Origin of the sequence: Bradyrhizobium sp. NP1, assembly GCF_030378205.1 — a bacterium.
Taxonomy (GTDB): domain Bacteria; phylum Pseudomonadota; class Alphaproteobacteria; order Rhizobiales; family Xanthobacteraceae; genus Bradyrhizobium.
Genome location: NZ_CP127385.1, coordinates 3,788,078 through 3,805,168 on the forward strand (window position 1 = coordinate 3,788,078; position 17,091 = coordinate 3,805,168).

Annotated in this window: 18 protein-coding genes; 14 read left to right on the plus strand and 4 right to left on the minus strand. The window is 65.7% G+C overall.

Features of this window, described 5'->3' with window-relative positions; translation table 11 throughout:
* Nucleotides 1-29: 29 nt before the first annotated feature.
* Entirely contained in the window at nt 30-821 is a 792-nt protein-coding gene (gene xth, locus QOU61_RS18110) for an exodeoxyribonuclease III (protein WP_289661178.1), read from the minus strand.
* A gap of 54 nt (nt 822-875) precedes the next feature.
* On the minus strand, nt 876-1,208 hold the full coding sequence (gene erpA / locus QOU61_RS18115; RefSeq protein ID WP_289661180.1) for an iron-sulfur cluster insertion protein ErpA: 333 nt from the start codon (nt 1,206-1,208) through the stop codon (nt 876-878).
* 123 nt (nt 1,209-1,331) lie between these two features.
* Here erpA and QOU61_RS18120 point away from each other — a divergent pair, with 123 nt between their 5' ends.
* From QOU61_RS18120 to QOU61_RS18170, 11 genes are all read left to right on the plus strand, one after another.
* Nucleotides 1,332-2,540, plus strand: a complete 1,209-nt coding sequence (locus QOU61_RS18120; RefSeq protein ID WP_289661182.1) for a deoxyguanosinetriphosphate triphosphohydrolase — start codon at nt 1,332-1,334, stop codon at nt 2,538-2,540.
* A 9-nt stretch (nt 2,541-2,549) separates the two neighbouring features.
* Nucleotides 2,550-4,346, plus strand: coding sequence for an arginine--tRNA ligase (gene argS / locus QOU61_RS18125; protein WP_289661184.1), 1,797 nt, complete (start codon nt 2,550-2,552; stop codon nt 4,344-4,346).
* Between the two features lie 110 nt (nt 4,347-4,456).
* A complete protein-coding gene (locus tag QOU61_RS18130; RefSeq protein ID WP_289661186.1) occupies nt 4,457-5,956 on the plus strand; it encodes an SPOR domain-containing protein in 1,500 nt (499 codons plus the stop codon).
* A gap of 48 nt (nt 5,957-6,004) precedes the next feature.
* Nucleotides 6,005-7,027: a beta-N-acetylhexosaminidase gene (nagZ, locus tag QOU61_RS18135; RefSeq protein ID WP_289661189.1), complete on the plus strand. Its 1,023-nt coding sequence runs from the start codon at nt 6,005-6,007 to the stop codon at nt 7,025-7,027.
* A complete protein-coding gene (locus tag QOU61_RS18140) occupies nt 7,024-7,839 on the plus strand; it encodes a segregation and condensation protein A (protein WP_289661191.1) in 816 nt (271 codons plus the stop codon). Before nagZ ends, QOU61_RS18140 begins: the two co-directional genes overlap by 4 nt.
* 15 nt (nt 7,840-7,854) lie before the next feature.
* Nucleotides 7,855-8,607: an SMC-Scp complex subunit ScpB gene (gene scpB / locus QOU61_RS18145; protein WP_289661194.1), complete on the plus strand. Its 753-nt coding sequence runs from the start codon at nt 7,855-7,857 to the stop codon at nt 8,605-8,607.
* Between the two features lie 159 nt (nt 8,608-8,766).
* Nucleotides 8,767-9,003, plus strand: coding sequence for a twin-arginine translocase TatA/TatE family subunit (locus tag QOU61_RS18150; protein ID WP_289661196.1), 237 nt, complete (start codon nt 8,767-8,769; stop codon nt 9,001-9,003).
* Nucleotides 9,004-9,099: 96 nt separating this feature from the next.
* On the plus strand, nt 9,100-9,582 hold the full coding sequence (gene tatB, locus QOU61_RS18155) for a Sec-independent protein translocase protein TatB (RefSeq protein WP_289661198.1): 483 nt from the start codon (nt 9,100-9,102) through the stop codon (nt 9,580-9,582).
* Nucleotides 9,579-10,385 carry a twin-arginine translocase subunit TatC gene (gene tatC, locus QOU61_RS18160; RefSeq protein ID WP_289661200.1) on the plus strand — a complete coding sequence of 269 codons (807 nt, stop codon included), beginning with the start codon at nt 9,579-9,581 and terminating at the stop codon, nt 10,383-10,385. Before tatB ends, tatC begins: the two co-directional genes overlap by 4 nt.
* 111 nt (nt 10,386-10,496) lie before the next feature.
* Nucleotides 10,497-11,828 carry a serine--tRNA ligase gene (gene serS, locus QOU61_RS18165; protein WP_289661202.1) on the plus strand — a complete coding sequence of 444 codons (1,332 nt, stop codon included), beginning with the start codon at nt 10,497-10,499 and terminating at the stop codon, nt 11,826-11,828.
* Nucleotides 11,829-12,071: 243 nt separating this feature from the next.
* Complete coding sequence (locus tag QOU61_RS18170) at nt 12,072-12,485, plus strand: hypothetical protein (RefSeq protein WP_289661204.1); 414 nt, start codon at nt 12,072-12,074, stop codon at nt 12,483-12,485.
* 2 nt (nt 12,486-12,487) lie between these two features.
* Here QOU61_RS18170 and QOU61_RS18175 read toward each other — a convergent pair whose 3' ends face one another.
* Entirely contained in the window at nt 12,488-13,318 is an 831-nt protein-coding gene (locus QOU61_RS18175; protein WP_289661206.1) for a hypothetical protein, read from the minus strand.
* A 210-nt stretch (nt 13,319-13,528) separates the two neighbouring features.
* Here QOU61_RS18175 and surE point away from each other — a divergent pair, with 210 nt between their 5' ends.
* Nucleotides 13,529-14,296, plus strand: coding sequence for a 5'/3'-nucleotidase SurE (surE, locus tag QOU61_RS18180; protein WP_289661207.1), 768 nt, complete (start codon nt 13,529-13,531; stop codon nt 14,294-14,296).
* 21 nt (nt 14,297-14,317) lie between these two features.
* Here the strand turns inward: surE and QOU61_RS18185 are convergent, their stop codons facing one another.
* Complete coding sequence (locus QOU61_RS18185) at nt 14,318-14,695, minus strand: response regulator (RefSeq protein ID WP_289661209.1); 378 nt, start codon at nt 14,693-14,695, stop codon at nt 14,318-14,320.
* 274 nt (nt 14,696-14,969) lie between these two features.
* Between QOU61_RS18185 and QOU61_RS18190 the strand changes: the two genes are divergently transcribed.
* Together QOU61_RS18190 and QOU61_RS18195 are read left to right on the plus strand one after the other, a co-directional pair.
* The gene (locus QOU61_RS18190; protein WP_502876936.1) at nt 14,970-15,611 is read left to right on the plus strand and encodes a protein-L-isoaspartate(D-aspartate) O-methyltransferase; all 642 of its coding nucleotides are present in this window, start codon (nt 14,970-14,972) and stop codon (nt 15,609-15,611) included.
* Nucleotides 15,612-15,719: 108 nt separating this feature from the next.
* A complete protein-coding gene (locus tag QOU61_RS18195) occupies nt 15,720-17,060 on the plus strand; it encodes a LysM peptidoglycan-binding domain-containing M23 family metallopeptidase (protein ID WP_289661215.1) in 1,341 nt (446 codons plus the stop codon).
* Nucleotides 17,061-17,091 lie beyond the last annotated feature (31 nt).

Below are 17,091 nucleotides of genomic sequence, written 5' to 3' on the forward strand. Positions count from 1 at the left end.
GGCTCGCGGTCGCGTGTCGGCCGTGGCGCTCAGGCCGTCTCCAGATCGAAATCCGCCCAGACCGGCACGTGGTCCGACGGCTTCTCCCAGCCGCGGACATAGCTGTCGATGCCGACGTCGATCAGGCGGTCGCTGGCCTGCGGCGACAGCAGGAGATGGTCGATCCTCAGGCCCCAGTTCTTCTGCCAGGCGCCGGCCTGGTAGTCCCAGAACGTGTACTGGCCCGGAGCATCGCTGACCGCCCTCAGGGCGTCGGTCAGCCCGAGGCCGAGCAGGGATTGGAAGCTCTCGCGGGTCGTGAAGCGGAACAGGGCGTCCTCGACCCAGGCCGGGGGGTTGTAGACGTCCTCGGGCCTCGGGATGACGTTGAAGTCGCCTGCGAGGATCAGCGGCTCCTCGGTCTTAAGTCGCTCCTTCGAGTACTCAAGAAGGCGCGACATCCAGTTGAGCTTGTAGGGATATTTGTCCGATCCGACCGGATTGCCGTTGGGCAGATAGAGGCAGGCGATGCGCAGCACGCCCTTTTTCAGCGTCACCACGCCTTCGAGGAAGCGCGCATGGGCATCCTCGTCGTCGCCGGCAAGCCCCGATTTGGTCTCGTCGAACGGCAGCTTTGAGAGCAGCGCGACGCCATTGAAGGTCTTCTGCCCATGGGTGACGACGTTATAGCCGAGGTCCTCGATCTCGAGCCTGGGGAAGGCCTCGTCGGTGCACTTGATTTCCTGCAGGCAGACGATGTCGGGCGAGCACTCCTTCAACCAGGTGAGGAGATGCTCGAGCCGCTGCCGGATCGAATTGACGTTCCAGGTGGCGATGCGCATGCGAAAGGCTCCGGCCGGAAGGGCCGCTCGGGGAGGACGAACTCAGGAGAACTCTTAGATCGAAAAACTGGTGCCGCAACCGCAGGACGCGGTTGCGTTGGGATTGTTCACACGGAAGGAGGCGCCGATCAGGTCGTCGACGAAATCGACCTCCGATCCCGCAAGGAAGGGGACCGAGGCCGAATCGACCAGCACCACCGCGTCGTCGCGCGCGATCACGAGATCGTCGTCGGTCTGGGCATGATCGATGTCGAATTTGTACTGGAAGCCGGAGCAGCCGCCGCCCTCGACCGAAATGCGCAGCTTGGCATCGCTGCCTTCGCCCTTGAGGATCTCGCCAATACGGCGGGCGGCGCGCTCGCTGATGGTGACGGCAGCAGCAGTCATCTCTTGATCTCCGGTCGCGGGTCGCCAAACGATCGCGTCATCGCCATTTCATTTGGTATCCCGCGCTTCCCATAGTTAAGTGCGTAGTGTCGCGGAATCAAATGGATAAGGACTAAAAATACCGTGTCGGTCGGAATGGCTGCCCCCCGCGCGCCCTATGCCTGCGACCCCGACGAGAGCCGCGGCCGGCTGGTCGCGGAGCCGCCGAGCCGGACCCGCAGCCCGTTCCGCCGCGACTGCGACCGGGTGATCCACTCCACCGCCTTCCGCAGGCTGAAGCACAAGACGCAGGTCTTCGTGTTCCACGAAGGCGACCATTACCGCACCCGGCTCACACATTCGCTTGAAGTCGCGCAGATCGCCCGGGCCCTGGCGCGGCAGCTTGGGCTCGACGAGGATCTCACGGAAACGCTGGCGCTGGCGCATGACCTCGGCCACCCGCCGTTCGGCCACGCCGGCGAGCGCGCGCTCGACCGCTGCCTGAAAGCCGCTGGCGGGTTCGACCACAATGCGCAGACCCTGCGCGTCCTGACCGCGCTCGAACACCGCTATCCGGAATTCGACGGGCTCAACCTGACCTGGGAGTCGCTCGAGGGCATCGTCAAGCACAATGGCCCTCTGACCGACCGCGGCGGGGCACCGGTCGGGCGCTACCGCGATGGCGGCATTCCCATCGGCATCGCCGATTACGTCACACACTATGATCTGGAGCTATGGAGCTTCGCGTCGCTGGAGGCGCAGGCCGCGGCAATCGCCGACGACATCGCCTATGATGCGCACGACATCGACGACGGCCTTCGCGCCGGCCTGTTTGCCCTCGACGACTTGCGCGTGATGCCGCTCGCCGCCGAGATCATCGATACGATCGACCGGCGCTATGGCGGGCTCGACGACGACCGCCGCAGCGCCGAGTTCGTGCGCGAGCTGATTTCCTACCTGATCTCGGCGGTCTTTGCCGAAGCAGTCAGGCGCCTCGATGTGGTCCAGCCGCAATCGGCGCAGGACGTTCGCAGCCACAGCGAGACCCTGATCGCGTTTCCGCCCCAGGTGGCGCAGGAAGAGGCGGCGATCAAGGGCTTCCTGAAACAGCACATGTATCGCCACGCGCGGGTGATGCGGGTGATGGGCGAGGCGGAACAGGTGGTGTCCGACCTGTTTGCCCGCTACCAGGCCAACCCCCGCGATCTGCCGGCCGAATGGCTCGACGGCGGCAAGCGCGAAAGCGAGCCCGAACGCGCGCGACGGATCGGCAATTTCATCGCCGGGATGACCGACCGTTTCGCGCTGATCGAGCACCAAAGGCTTTTTGACTCGACCCCGGAATTGCGTTAGGCGGCGGCCATGGCCGATAAACCCTTATCCTCCCATCTTTTCGCCGACGTGCTCGCGCGCGTGCACGCCGTCTGCGCCGCGCTCGCCCGCGAGGGTAGCTGGCCCGAGGGCATCGACTTCTCGCGCGTCGTGGTCGAGCCGCCGCGCGACGCAAGCCATGGCGACATGGCGACCAATGCCGCGATGGTGCTCGCCAAGGAGGCCAAGGCAAAGCCGCGCGATCTTGCCGAGCAGATCGCCGCCGGACTGCGCGCCGACGAACTGATCGCCTCGGTCGATGTCGCGGGTCCCGGCTTCATCAATCTCACCTTGAGGCCGAAGGCCTGGTCGGATGCGCTGCGTACCATCCTCGCCGAGGGCGTCGCCTACGGCAAAAGCGCGATCGGGCAGGGCAGCAAGGTCAACGTCGAATATGTCTCGGCCAATCCGACAGGACCGATGCATGTCGGTCACTGCCGCGGCGCGGTGTTTGGTGACGCCCTGGCGAGCCTTCTCACCTTCGCCGGCTACGACGTCGCGCGCGAATACTACATCAACGATGCCGGCGCCCAGGTCGATGTGCTCGCGCGCTCTGCGTTCCTGCGCTACCGCGAGGCGCTCGGCGAAGACATCGGCGCGATCCCGGAAGGGCTCTATCCCGGCGATTACCTGAAGCCGGTGGGCGAGGTCCTCGCCGCCGAGCATGGCGACAAGCTCAAGGCGATGGCAGAAGCGCAATGGCTGCCGATCGTGCGCGACAAGGCGGTCGCGATGATGATGGCGGCGATCAAGGGCGACCTTGCCGCGCTCAACATCAAGCATGACGTGTTCTTCTCGGAGCGCTCGCTGATCGAGGGCGGCAACAACCGCGTCGCCAAGACCATCGATTTCCTGCGCGCCAAGGGCGACGTCTATGAAGGCCGGCTGCCGCCACCGAAGGGCGCGCCGGTCGAGGACTGGGAGGACCGCGAGCAGACGCTGTTTCGCGCCACCGCCTACGGCGACGACGTCGATCGTCCGCTGCTGAAGTCCGACGGCAGCTACACCTATTTCGCCTCCGACATCGCCTATCACAAGGACAAGTTCGATCGCGGCTTCCGCGATCTCGTCGACGTCTGGGGCGCCGATCACGGCGGCTACATCAAGCGCATGCAGGCCGCGGTGAAGGCGGTCACGGCGGATCAGGCGTCGCTCGACGTGAAGATCGTCCAGCTCGTGAAGCTCTTGCGCGGCGGCGAGCCGGTGAAGATGTCGAAGCGTTCGGGCGATTTCGTCACCTTGCGCGAAGTGGTCGACGAGGTCGGCTCGGATGCCGTGCGCTTCATGATGCTGTTCCGCAAGAACGATGCGGTGCTCGATTTCGACCTCGCCAAGGTGATCGAGCAGTCGCGCGACAACGCGGTGTTCTATGTCCAGTACGGTCACGCCCGCGGCCACTCGATCTTCCGCAATGCGCGGGAGGAGGTGCTGCCTGACCTGCCGGAACAGGCGGAGGCGCGGCTCGGCTACCTCGCCAAGGCCCCGGTCGAGCGCTTGACCAACCCCACCGAACTCGACCTGCTCAAGCGGCTCGCCCTCTATCCGCGGACCGTCGAGGCGGCGGCCTCAGCACATGAGCCACACCGAATCGCTTTTTACCTGTATGATCTCGCAAGTGAATTTCACGCGCTCTGGACGAAGGGGCGCGATCTGCCCTATTTACGCTTCATTATCAATAATGATGCAGAGATCACGAGGGCGCGACTGGCAATGGTTCAGGGCGTCGTCTCGGTTCTGGCATCCGGGCTGGCCATCCTTGGCGTCCATGCCCCGACCGAGATGCGGTAAGCACTAAGGGGTGACGGCACTCACGAATGGGGGTTTGTGAGGGCATCTGGCAGGGGCCATTTCGCTTGCGATAGCGACTTGGCGCTTCCCGAAGGGGATGCATCATCACGATGGCTAATCGATACCAGGACAGGCGTTTTCCCGCCGACTACGAGGATCAGGGCACCGACCCGCATGGACGCGAAAGCGATCCGCTTGCGGAGCTTGCGCGTCTGATCGGTCAGACCGATCCCTTCGGCACCACCAGCCGCGCCAGCCAGAAGGTTCAGCCGCGCAGCGCTCCAGTGCCCGATCCCTATCCGCAAGAGCCCGAGTACGACGAGGCGCCGCCGCCTGCGCCACCGTCCTGGATGCAGCGCGCCAACCGCCAGGAGATCCAGCCGGAAGCCAGACAGCCCGTCTACGAAGAGCCCGAACCTGAGCCCGAGCCGGACTATCAGCCGAGCGCGGTGCATCCGCTGCATCGTTACGCGCAGCATCCTGCGCCGCAGGAGGCATATGACGAGCAGCCGTACGAGGGCGAGGGCGAGGTCGAGGTCGATCCGTCGCGCTACGACGACGCGCTCTACGGCCAGCTCGAGGGCGAGCACGATTACCAGCGTGACGCCGCCTATCCCGACGACCCCTATGCCTATCAGCAGGGCTATGCGGAAGAGGGTGAAGATGGCGGCGAGAAGCGCCGCGGCGGCTTGCTGAAGGTCGCGGCAGTGCTGGTGCTGGCAGTGGTCGGGACGGGGGCGGCATTCGCCTATCGCAGCTATGTCAGTGTGCCGCGCAGCGGCGACCCGCCGATCATCCGCGCCGACAACAGTCCGACCAAGGTCATGCCGTCGCCAGCCGACGGGACACCCAAGGTGCCCGATCGCATGGCCGTCGGCGACAGTGCCGAGAAGATCGTCTCGCGCGAGGAGACGCCCGTCGACGTCAATGCGCGGGCCGCCAGCGGCGGTCCCCGTGTCGTGTTCCCGCCGCTGAACCAGAACAGCAACCCGCCATCGCCAGCGAGCGTCGCGCCGGCCACCATCCCGGCTGCGAGCGCGGGCCCGGTCCCGACCAACGGTACGCTGCCGAACAACGAGCCGCGCAAGGTCAGGACATTGACCGTGCGCGGCGACCAGGCTGACGGCGGACAAGCCGCTGCGCCCGCCGTTCCGGGCGCTGCGCCGGCGGCCAAATCGCCGGCGGCGGCCGCGAAGGCGGCCGCGGCAAAGTCATCGCCGTCGTCGGCCAATGCCAGCGCCAATGCGCCGATGTCGCTCACGCCGGAAGCCTCGCCGCAGGCGCCCGCGCCCGACCCGCGGACCCGGGTTGCCGCAACCAATCCGACCCAGGCCGCGCCTGCGCCCGCAGCGAGCGCGGGCGGCAATTTCATGGTCCAGGTCTCCTCGCAGCGCAGTGAGTCCGACGCGCAGGCATCCTTCCGGGCGCTGCAGGGCAAGTTCCCCGGCGTGCTGGGCTCGCAGACACCAGTGATCCGGCGCGCCGATCTCGGCGACAAGGGCACCTATTACCGTGCCATGGTGGGACCATTCGGCTCGGCGGAGGAGGCATCGCAATTCTGCGGCAACCTGAAGAGCGCGGGCGGCCAGTGCGTCGTCCAAAGGAATTGACCGCGGTTTCCTTGACCCCCCGGCGAGGTGCGGGCTAATCGGCGCAGCATGAGCATGCGCGCCTTCATCATCGGGATAGCCGGAACCGAGCTTGCCGCTGCCGAGCGCGCTTTCATTCAGGCCGAGCGCCCTTGGGGCTTCATCCTGTTCAAACGCAATGTCGACAACCCGCAGCAAACCGCTGCGCTGGTTAGGGAATTGTGCGATGCGGCAGAACGCCCCGATGCCCCCGTCCTGATCGATCAGGAAGGCGGGCGGGTGCAGCGGCTGGGGCCGCCGCACTGGCCGGTCTACCCGGCCGGAGCCGTGTTCAGTGCCCTTTATGACCTCGAATCGGCGGCGGGTCTTGCCGCCGCCCGGCTCAGCGCCCGGCTGATTGCGGCCGATCTGGCCGATCTCGGCATCACGGTGGACTGTCTGCCGTTGGCCGACGTGCCCGTTGCCGGCGCCGACGCCGTGATCGGGGATCGTGCCTACGGCACCGAGCCGGTCAAGGTCGCGGCGATTGCCAGGGCCGTCACGGACGGCCTGGAGCAGGGCGGTGTGCTGCCGGTGTTGAAGCACATCCCCGGCCACGGGCGGGCGACCGCCGACACCCACCACCGGCTACCGGTGGTGGATACGCCGAAAAACGAGCTCGAACGGACCGATTTCGCGGCATTCCGGCCGCTTTCGGACCTGCCGATGGCCATGACCGCGCATGTTGTGTTTAGCGCCATCGACCCCGCCCAACCGGCGACGACTTCTGCGACAATGGTGGAACAGGTGATTCGCGGCGTAATCGGGTTCCAGGGTTTGTTGATGAGTGATGACGTGTCCATGAATGCCTTGGCGGGATCGATCGCCGAGCGGACGCGCGCGATCTTTGCCGCCGGCTGCGACCTGGTCCTGCATTGCAATGGGAAACTCGATGAAATGCAGGACGTTGCCCGTGCGACGCCGGAATTGTCGGGCAGGCCGCTCGACCGTGCGCGACTGGCGCTGGCTGCCCGCAAGCCGCCGCAGCCTTTCGACCGGGGCGCGGCGCGGGCCGAACTGGATGCGTTGATCGATCGGGTGGCGCGCGCATGACCGCTGAGATCCTTTCCTTCGAGACCGGGCGCCCTGCCGAAATCGCCGAGAGCGAGCCGTCGCTGGTCGTCGACGTCGGAGGCTATGAGGGACCGCTCGACCTGTTGCTGGCGCTGGCCCGCCAACAGAAGGTCGATCTCGCCAAGATCTCGATCCTGGCGCTCGCCGACCAGTACCTCGCTTTCATCGAGGCGGCCCGCAAGATCCGCCTCGAGCTTGCCGCCGACTATCTCGTGATGGCGGCCTGGCTTGCGTATTTGAAGTCGCGCCTTTTGCTGCCGGAGCCTCCGACGCCGGACGGGCCGAGTGCGGAGGAAATGGCGACCGCGCTCGCCAACCGCCTGCGGCGCCTGGAAGCCATTCGCGAGGCCGCCAACCGCCTGATCAATCGCCCGCAATTGCAGCGCGACATCTTCCCGCGCGGCAATCCGGAAGCGATCGCCGAGATCAAGCATCCGAAATTCACCGCGACGCTGTTCGATCTGCTGACGGCCTATGCCGTGCAGCGCCAGCAGCGCGTCCTCACATCGGTTCATCTGACCAAACGCACGGTGTGGTCGCTGGCGGAGGCCCGCGCGTCGCTGGAGCGGCTGGTCGGCATCGCCGAGGACTGGAGCTGCCTCGACGATTTCCTGATGGGCTATGTCGTCGAGCCTTCGCAGCGCGCGACCGTCTTTGCCTCGAGCTTTGCCGCTGCGCTTGAACTGGTGCGCGAAGGCGAAATGGAACTGAACCAGAAAGAGGCGTTTGCGCCGCTGTATTTCCGCAAGCGTCCGCCGCAACCGGCCGCCCCTGAAGTGACCGCCGAGTAAGAAGGAGACCGTACCATGGCCAGCCTGGCGGAAAAACGCACTGAGGATGTCGCCGATGTCGAGGAGGCTCTCCCTGCCGATCAGAATGTGCGGCCGGAAGAACTGCGCCTTCTCGAAGCGCTGTTGTTTGCGGCAAGCGAGCCGCTCGATCAGGCAGCGCTCGCCAAGCGCATGCCCGATGGCGTCGACGTCAAGGCGGCGCTCGCCCAGTTGCAGGCCGAGTATGCCACGCGCGGCGTGAATCTCGTCCGCATCGCCAACAAATGGACGTTCCGCACCGCGACCGATCTCGCTTGGCTGATGACGCGCGAGAGCACGGAGACGCGGCGGCTGTCGCGCGCAGCCATCGAGGTGCTGGCGATCATCGCCTATCACCAACCCGTGACGCGCGCCGAGATCGAGGAAATCCGCGGCGTGATCACTTCCAAGGGAACACTGGATGTTCTCCTGGAAACCGGCTGGATCAAGCCGCGCGGCCGCCGCAAGACGCCGGGCCGCCCGCTGACCTTCGGAACCACTGAAGCGTTCCTGTCGCAGTTCGGGCTGGAAGGTATCGGCGATCTGCCGGGGCTCGACGAGCTCAAGGGCACCGGCCTTCTCGACTCGCGCCTGCCGACGGGCTTCAGCGTGCCGTCGCCGTCGGACGATCCGGCCTTGCGCGAGGATGAGGACCCGCTCGAACCCGGCGATCTGGAACTGGCGCTCGCGCCAGCGGTCGAGCCGGAACACATCCCGCCGGCTGAGCCAGAAAAGGACGAGAACAGCTAGCGCGAATGCGCTGCTCCCGGGCGATTAACGGTAGCCGCAAGACGTAGATTTGATCGCCATCAGGCGGGGCGTAAGTCCTTGTTTTTGGCAACCCGCGGGCCTACCTTCCGCGTTAGACAGGGCCGCGCCACGGCCTTTTGACGTTCGGAGGGTTGCAGGATGGGTTCACTTAGCATTTGGCACTGGATCGTGGTGATCGCAGTGGTCCTGCTGCTGTTCGGCCGCGGCAAGATTTCGGATCTGATGGGTGACGTCGCCCAGGGCATCAAGGCCTTCAAGAAGGGCATGCAGGACGACGAGAAGACCGCGGACAAGACCGAGCCGGTCAAGGCCATCGATCACAATGCCGCACCGTCCTCGGCAGCAAGGTCGGACGTCGGCAGCAAGGCTGTCTGACCGGGGACCCCGCACAGGACGCTGGGCGCGCGCTGGCGCGCCACTGCCATGCTCGTGGGCCGGAAGCAGCACGGCTTCGCGTGAACGGAAGCTCTTATGTTCGACATCGGGTGGAGTGAACTCGTTCTCATCGCGGTTGTCGCGCTGATCGCGATCGGCCCGAAGGAGCTGCCCGGCGTGCTGCGCATGGTCGGCCAATGGATGGGCAAGGCCCGCAAAATGGCCGCCGAATTCCAGGGCCAGTTCCAGGAAGCCATGCGCGAGGCCGAGATGGCCGACCTCAAGAAGAGCTTTGACGAGGTGCGGGAAGCCGCGACCGGTTTCGCCGGCAACAACGTCATGACGTCGTTGCAGAAGGACGTCTCGGACGCTCTCAATATCAGCGATGTCGACAAGCCCGCGGCCACGAGCGCGCCCGCGCTGGAAGCACCGGCAGCCTCCGTCGACACCCCGGCGGTCCCGACGACGCCCGAAGCACCGAAGCCCGAAACCTTCGCTGAAGCCGAAAACCATGCCGCCGGCGAGCCGTTGAACATCGCGCCGCCGCCCGACGTGCTCAAGGACGCCAAAGCGTCATGAGCGCCGAAGACATCGAGGCCAGCAAGGCTCCCTTGATGGACCATCTGATCGAGCTGCGGGCGCGGCTGATCAAGGCGCTGATCGGGTTCGGGATTGCCTTCATCTTCTGCTTCTTCTTCGCCAAGCAGATCTACAACGTGCTGGTCTGGCCGTTCGTGTGGGTCGCGGGGCCCGAGAATTCGAAGTTCATCTACACCGCGCTGCTCGAATATTTCATCACCCAGCTCAAGCTTGCGCTGTTCGGCGCCGGCTTCATCTCGTTTCCGATCGTGGCGACCCAGATCTACAAGTTCGTCGCGCCGGGGCTCTACAAGCACGAGCGCAACGCGTTCCTGCCTTATCTGGTCGCGACGCCGATCTTCTTCGTGCTCGGCGCCATGCTGGTCTATTTCGTGGTGCTGCCGATGCTGATCCGCTTCTCGCTCGGGATGCAGCAGGCCGCCGGCGCCGAGACCGCGCAGATCGCGCTCTTGCCCAAGGTCGGCGAATATCTGTCGCTGATGATGTCGCTGATCTTCGCGTTCGGGATCGCGTTCCAGCTGCCCGTGATCCTGACGCTGCTTGGCCGCGTCGGCATCGTCACCGCGAAGATGCTGCGCGAGAAGCGCCGCTATTTCATCGTGGTTGCCTTCATCATCGCCGCGGTGCTGACGCCGCCCGATATCCTGAGCCAATGCTCGCTGGCGATCCCTCTGCTGGCGCTCTACGAAGGCTCGATCATTGCGGTCAGCATGGTGGAGAAGAAGGCGGCATCGCAGGCTTCGTCCAGCGGGCCACCGGCCTCCGCCAAGCCGGCGGAGTAGGGCCTACCTTCACTGTTCCAAATCCGGCCTATTCGGGGTACTGGAAACGCGCCGTAACCCGTCAACATCGGCGTTGACCGTTTGCAGGCTCGGTACTCAGGAACTCCCGTTATGCACGACATCAAAGCGATCCGCGACAATCCGCAAGCCTTCGATGCCGCCCTGAGCCGGCGGGGGCTGGCGCCGCTGTCCGCGTCCATTCTGGCGATCGACGAACGGCGCCGCGCGGCGATCCTGGCCTCCGAACAGGCGCAGGCGCGGCGCAATGCGGCCTCGAAGGAGATCGGCGAAGCCAAGAAGGCGAAGGACGAGGGCCGCGCGGCGGCGCTGATGGAAGAGGTCGCCAAGCTCAAGACCACGATGCCGGAGCTCGAAGCAAAGGCAAAGGATGCCGACGAGGAGCTTGCCAAAGAACTCGCGGCGATCCCTAACCTGCCGCTGCCCGAAGTGCCTGACGGCACCGACGAGCACGGCAATGTGCAGCGCCATGTGTTCGGCGACAAGCGCGTTTATGGCTTTGCGCCGAAGCCGCATGACGAGCTCGGCACCGCGCTTGGCTATATGGACTTCGAAACGGCGGCAAAACTGTCAGGCGCGCGCTTCGTGGTGCTGAAGAAGGGACTGGCTCGGTTGGAGCGCGCAATCGGCCAGTTCATGCTCGACCTGCACACCGGCGAGCACGGCTATGCCGAGATCAATCCGCCGCTTCTGGTGCGCAACGAGGTCATGTTCGGCACGGGGCAGTTGCCCAAATTCGAGGACGATCAGTTCTGGGCCATCAAGGGCGAGCTGTTGGCGGCGCCCGACGAGCGATTGCGCAGCGAACGCCTCGGCCTCATTCCGACCGCCGAGGTCTCGCTGACCAATCTCGTGCGCGAGTCCATCGTCGAGGAGAAGGAGCTGCCGATGCGGCTTACCGCGCTGACACCTTGCTTCCGCGCGGAAGCGGGTGCTGCCGGGCGCGATACCCGCGGCATGATCCGCCAGCACCAGTTCAGCAAGGTCGAGCTGGTCTCGATCACGACGCCGGAGACCAGCAAGGACGAGCACGAGCGGATGCTTGCCTGCGCCGAGGAGGTGCTGCGCCAGCTCGATCTGCATTATCGCGTCATGACGCTGTGCGCCGGCGACATGGGCTTTTCGGCGCAGAAGACCTACGACATCGAGGTCTGGATGCCCGGCCAGGGCGAGGGTGGGGCATACCGGGAAATCTCGAGCTGCTCGGTCTGCGGCGATTTCCAGGCCCGCCGCATGGATGCGCGCTATCGCGCAGGCGACGGCAAGCCGCGCTTCGTGCACACGCTGAACGGCTCCGGCACCGCCGTTGGCCGGGCGCTGATTGCAGTGATCGAGAATTACCAGCAGCAGGACGGTTCGATCGCGGTTCCCGACGTATTGCAGCCCTATATGGGCGGGTTAAGGGTGATCGAGCACGCAAAATAGTCTCATCGCGTTTTTTTCTGCCTCGCGCTTCGCCTTCGCTGTTGCCTGCGCGAGGCGCGACGGTATCCTTTGGTCATTAGCCGCCCGTGTGGCGGCTCTGACGTTCCCTTCATTTTCGCAGCACATTTCTCGAGGGAACGTCAGAGCAGCCACACTAGAACCTTATATTTGCTAGTGTTCCGCGACATCATGCGAATGTCAGAACCGGGACACTAGCGGCAAAACCATTCAGAGCCGGTACCGATGGCCTTTCATCGCGACATCTTTTGGGTGGGCAAGCAATGGGCCGTCACCGGCGCCGGTATCCAGGCCGTCGACCAGAAGCGTCGCAGCGCCTACGACCTCGACGTCGCCGGCCTCTGGGATGACGATCGACTGCAGCGCATGCATGCGCTGGACTGGCTCAGCGCCGAGGATTTCGACAAGGCGGTTGCGCTCGCCCGCGCGCGTTTTCCGGCGCCGCCGCGCACCCCGCTCTCGCTGGTGGACAGCGTGCTGGAAATGATCCAGCCGCCGCGCGCCGAGCCGGTGAAGCCGGCAGCGCAGACGGCCGCGTCGCCTGTCGTCCAGCCGCCTCCGGTGATGCCGGCATGGCCGCGGCTCAAAGCCGAAGGGGCACGCGCACATTTCCTGCCCCAATGGCGGGTGCGACGCTAGCCTTAGTTCCGCGGCAGCGCGTTCAGGTAGCTCGGGAGCTGATTGGGGCCGCCGGCCGGGTCGATTTCGTAGATGCCGGGGTAGCGGTGTCGCCCCGGCACGCAGCCGGAGCGGGTGCGGACCATGCCGCGACCGCAATGGCGGCGGTGCTCGCTTTCGTTCTCGACCACCCCTGGCGAGCGTGGCCGCGTTTTTTCCTCCGGCTCGCGCGCGCCGGCGCGCACCGGCGCGGGCGGACATGTGCCTTCCTTCGCGGCCGCGATCGGGCAGCGCTGCGGCACGCATTTGCCGTTGACGTATTCGAGCGCGTATTCATCGCCCGACATGACGACGCGGCGATCACAGAGGCAGACGCCGGACGTTGTCAGCTCGCCGCCCTGGCAGTTTTCGGCATCGGTCCTGACGCAGGTGCCGCCGGCGGCATTGTCGGGCGCGGGCTTCAGCCTGAACCCGGCCGGGCAGGCGCAACGCCCGTCATTCGGCGTCCCGCCCTCGCAGACGATCGTGACGCCGGGCTGCGGCGCTGCCGCGGCAGGCAGCGGAGGCGGAACCGGCGCCACCACATCGGCAAGGCAGCTTCCGCTGGGCCCATCCAGATGCGTGTTGGCGGGACAAATGCACTGGCCGCCGGCATCGTTGGCGCCGCCGACGCAAGGGCGTGGGAGGGTGGGTGCCTGAACCTGCGTCGCAGGTCCTGCGCTTTTGGGCACGCAGCGGCCGTCCCGGATTTCCTGCCATGGGAAACAGTCGCTGTCGGTCTGCGCCAGCACCGGCAATGAATGAGCGACAATGAGGCCAAACAAAATCCCGACCGCGACAACAATGCGGGCCATGATAAAAACCCTTCGTCGTTCTCAAAGGGTTGAGCAATCCTCATACCAGACGTCACGGACCGTATCATATCGGGAGCACGCGAGCGCCGCTCAATTCGCCGGCGAACAGGCCGTTTCCGGCCCTTCCCGCGGGGTTTGCCTCTCGCGCAATCACCGGATAAGACGGCCTCTGAAGGCTGACGGAATCGATCAGGAAGGTAGCTTGGCGGGATGCGGATCCTGTGCACCAATGACGACGGTATCCACGCCCCCGGCCTGAAGGTGGTCGAGGAGATCGCGCGCGCGTTGTCCGACGACGTCTGGGTCGTCGCGCCCGAGCTCGACCAGTCCGGGGTCTCGCATTCGCTGTCGCTGAACGATCCCTTGCGCCTGCGCGAGGTCGGGCCCCAGCATTTCGCGGTGCGCGGCACCCCGACCGACTGCATCATCATGGGCGCACGCCACATCCTCGCGCCGAAGCTGCCGGACCTCGTGCTGTCCGGCGTCAACAAGGGACGCAACGTCGCCGAGGACGTGGTCTATTCCGGCACCATCGCGGGCGCGCTCGAAGGCACCATCCTGGGGCTGCCGTCGTTCGCGCTGTCGCAGGAATTCAGCGTCGAGACGCGCGAGAAGCCGTTGTGGGACACCGCGCTGAAATTCGCGCCCGGGATCCTGCGCAAGGTGATCGCGGCGGGCGTCCCGAAGAACACCGTCGTCAACGTCAACTTCCCCGCCTGCGCGCCTGAGGAGGTGAGGGGCGTGCGGGTGACACGGCAGGGCACGCGCAACCTCGGCTTCCTCAAGGTCGACCAGCGCCGCGACGGCCGCGGCAATCCCTATTTCTGGATCGGCTTCGAGCGCACCGCGCTGATGGATACGCCGGCCGAGGGCACGGATCTGGCCGCGCTCGCCGATCGCTACGTTTCGGTGACGCCGCTCAGGCTCGATCGCACCGACGAGGCGTTCTCGCAAGTGCTGACGGAAACGCTGAAATAAGGGAAAGAGCCTCGAAGCGCGTCAGACCGGCGCGCTCTTGAGCGCGGCCTCGATCACCTTGCCGAGCGTTTCCAGCTGGAACGGCTTCTGCAGCGCAGGGCGGTCGCGATATTCCTCGGGCAGGCCCGACGAACCGTAGCCGGTCGCGAAGATGAAGGGGCGCTTGCGCGCCTTGATCAGGTCGGCCACCGGCGAGATCACCTTGCCGTTGACATTGACATCGAGGATCGCGAGGTCGAAGTCGGCCGTTTCCGCAAGCCGGATCGCTTCGCCGATCTCGCCGGCTTCCGCAGCGACGCGAAAGCCGAGCTCCTCCAGCATGTCGGCGACCATCATGCGGATCATGACCTCGTCTTCGACGAGGAATACGTTACCACGCGGCATCCGCGCTGCGGCCATTCACTACGTTCCTTGCCTGTCCCGGTTCTGAAATTCGCAAATAACGTCGATTGGCGCAACGGCAACATGGTCGAATAATGCGTTCTGCAACGGCAACTTTGGACGGCGTGCGGCCGATGATCGGATTGATCGGCGCCGCCTTCAACGCCAAGCTCTCACCGGAGTTCCGGGCCTGGAACAGTGATTCGGCAGGGACCCGGATTTGCTCATAGCCGATGACAGATCAACCTTGTCGGTCCGACGCGTTAGGTCTTGGATGCGGAAAGAGGCTGGCATGGCCACAGCGCCGGAAAAAATGATGTTTCAGCTGACCTTGCGGCGACGCGGGATCAGCGAGCAGGCCGTGCTGCGCACTATGGAGGAGATTCCGCGCGAGGCGTTCGTGGAGGAGCGGGATCGCGCCGACGCCTACCGCGACAGCGCGCTCGGCATAGCCTGCGGTCAGACCATCAGCCAGCCCTTCGTGGTCGCCTACATGACCGAGCAGCTCAAGCTGCATAAGAGCCACCGCGTGCTCGAGATCGGCACCGGCTCCGGTTACCAGGCCGCGGTGCTGTCGCGGCTCGCCGGCCATGTGCTGACGATCGAGCGCTTCCGCACGCTGGCCGACCGGGCGCGCGAGCGGCTGGAAAAGCTCGGCTGCTATAATGTCGAGGTGATGTTCGGCGACGGCTTCGACGTGCCCGCCGGCGCCGGCCAGTTCGACCGCATCATCGTGACGGCTGCGATGGAGGCGGTGCCGGAGAAATTGCTCGAACGGCTCGAGCCGGGCGGCATCCTGATTGCGCCGGTGGGGCCCCAGCACGGCACCCAGACCCTCATCCGCTTCACAAAAACGGCTGACGGGATCGATCGGAAGGATCTCGTGGACGTGCGTTTTGTGCCGGCAATTCCGGGCGTTGCGCGCGAACTCTGAATGTCAGGATTAGCTGTTCTGACAACACCTTATTTGAGGGGTTAAGCGCTTATTTACTGGGGCCGTGTTTACTCAAATCCGTAGTTTGTTGCGTACGAGTGAGTAACCATGTCCCGTGCTGTCGAGTTGCCTTGCTCGCGCCGCCTGCCGCAGGTCGCGGCGCTCGCGCTGATCTCGTTTGGCTTTGCCGGCTGCAGCGCCGACATGCAGACGCGGCTTTCGCAAAGCTCCTTCTCCAATCCCTTTGCCTCGCAGCCGGAAGCGACCGCCTCGGTGCCGCCCGCGCCCGTCGAACGGCGCGAGCTGCCGCAATATGCGCGTCCGCAGTCGCCCTATCAGTCATCGTCGCTGCCGCCGGCCGTCTCCGCGCCGCGCTCCTACCCGGTGTCGTCGGCCGGGGTGTCCGGGGGCGGGCGGGGTGTGGCCTCCTATGCGCCGCCGGGGCAGCCGCACCTTGAGACCACCGGCAGCGTGCCGCCGCGCTCGGTCGCGGCCACACGGGCGCCGGGCCATGGCAACACCACGATCATCGTCGGCACCAGCGATACGCTGGATGTGCTGGCGCGCCGCTACAATGTGACCCCGGCCGCGATCCTGGCCGCCAACGGCTACAAGGGGCCGCGCGCGCTGTCGCCGGGCCAGCAGCTCATCATTCCGAGGTCGACCGCAACCGCCGCGGCGCCGGCCCCGGCCGCGCCCGAGAGCAAGCCGGTCGTGGCAAGCGCGTCCAGCGTCCATATCGTCAATCCCGGCGACACGCTCAACAACATCGCCCGCCGCAACCACATTTCAGTGGCCGCGCTGGCCAGGGCCAACAACCTCGATACGTCAGCCAGGCTGAAGCTCGGCACCCGCCTGACCGTGCCCGGCGGCAGGACCGCTTCCGCCGAGCCGGCTCCCGCCGCCGCGCCCGTCGTGCAGCAGGCGGCCGCGCCCGCGCCCGCAACCAAGTTCGCTGCCGCAGCCATTCCGCCGCAAAGCGCGCGGCTCGCCCAGGCCGCACCGACGGCGGAAGAGACCGCGGCGGCCGAGGCGCCGGCGGTGAAAGCCAGCGAAGCCACCGGCGCGCTGCCGACCTTCCGCTGGCCGGTGCGCGGCAAGGTGATTACGAGCTACGGCGCCAAGACCAACGGCAAGGCCAATGACGGCATCAACCTCGCGGTCCCCGAGGGCACGCCGGTCAAGGCGGCCGAGGACGGCGTCGTCGCCTATTCCGGCAACGAGCTCAAGGGTTACGGCAATCTGGTCCTGATTCGGCATTCCAACGGCTACGTCACCGCATATGCCCATGCGAGTGAGCTGATGGTGAAGCGCGGGGATTCGATCAAGCGCGGTCAGGTGATTGCCAAGTCGGGTCAGTCCGGGGAGGTGGGGTCGCCGCAGCTTCACTTCGAGATCCGAAAAGGATCCACGCCGGTCGACCCGCTTCAATTCCTCAACGGGGCTTGAGCCTCGCCCGAAGCGGGGCAGTCACTCACCA

Bases quoted from the DNA above. Each gene is read 5' to 3' on its own strand.
- xth (WP_289661178.1), bottom strand. From the start codon at position 821: ATGCGCATCGCCACCTGGAACGTCAATTCGATCCGGCAGCGGCTCGAG.
- erpA (WP_289661180.1), bottom strand. From the start codon at position 1,208: ATGACTGCTGCTGCCGTCACCATCAGCGAGCGCGCCGCCCGCCGTATT.
- argS (WP_289661184.1), top strand. From the start codon at position 2,550: ATGGCCGATAAACCCTTATCCTCCCATCTTTTCGCCGACGTGCTCGCG.
- QOU61_RS18130 (WP_289661186.1), top strand. From the start codon at position 4,457: ATGGCTAATCGATACCAGGACAGGCGTTTTCCCGCCGACTACGAGGAT.
- nagZ (WP_289661189.1), top strand. From the start codon at position 6,005: ATGAGCATGCGCGCCTTCATCATCGGGATAGCCGGAACCGAGCTTGCC.
- QOU61_RS18140 (WP_289661191.1), top strand. From the start codon at position 7,024: ATGACCGCTGAGATCCTTTCCTTCGAGACCGGGCGCCCTGCCGAAATC.
- scpB (WP_289661194.1), top strand. From the start codon at position 7,855: ATGGCCAGCCTGGCGGAAAAACGCACTGAGGATGTCGCCGATGTCGAG.
- QOU61_RS18150 (WP_289661196.1), top strand. From the start codon at position 8,767: ATGGGTTCACTTAGCATTTGGCACTGGATCGTGGTGATCGCAGTGGTC.
- tatB (WP_289661198.1), top strand. From the start codon at position 9,100: ATGTTCGACATCGGGTGGAGTGAACTCGTTCTCATCGCGGTTGTCGCG.
- tatC (WP_289661200.1), top strand. From the start codon at position 9,579: ATGAGCGCCGAAGACATCGAGGCCAGCAAGGCTCCCTTGATGGACCAT.
- serS (WP_289661202.1), top strand. From the start codon at position 10,497: ATGCACGACATCAAAGCGATCCGCGACAATCCGCAAGCCTTCGATGCC.
- QOU61_RS18170 (WP_289661204.1), top strand. From the start codon at position 12,072: ATGGCCTTTCATCGCGACATCTTTTGGGTGGGCAAGCAATGGGCCGTC.
- QOU61_RS18175 (WP_289661206.1), bottom strand. From the start codon at position 13,318: ATGGCCCGCATTGTTGTCGCGGTCGGGATTTTGTTTGGCCTCATTGTC.
- surE (WP_289661207.1), top strand. From the start codon at position 13,529: ATGCGGATCCTGTGCACCAATGACGACGGTATCCACGCCCCCGGCCTG.
- QOU61_RS18185 (WP_289661209.1), bottom strand. From the start codon at position 14,695: ATGGCCGCAGCGCGGATGCCGCGTGGTAACGTATTCCTCGTCGAAGAC.
- QOU61_RS18190 (WP_502876936.1), top strand. From the start codon at position 14,970: ATGGCCACAGCGCCGGAAAAAATGATGTTTCAGCTGACCTTGCGGCGA.
- QOU61_RS18195 (WP_289661215.1), top strand. From the start codon at position 15,720: ATGTCCCGTGCTGTCGAGTTGCCTTGCTCGCGCCGCCTGCCGCAGGTC.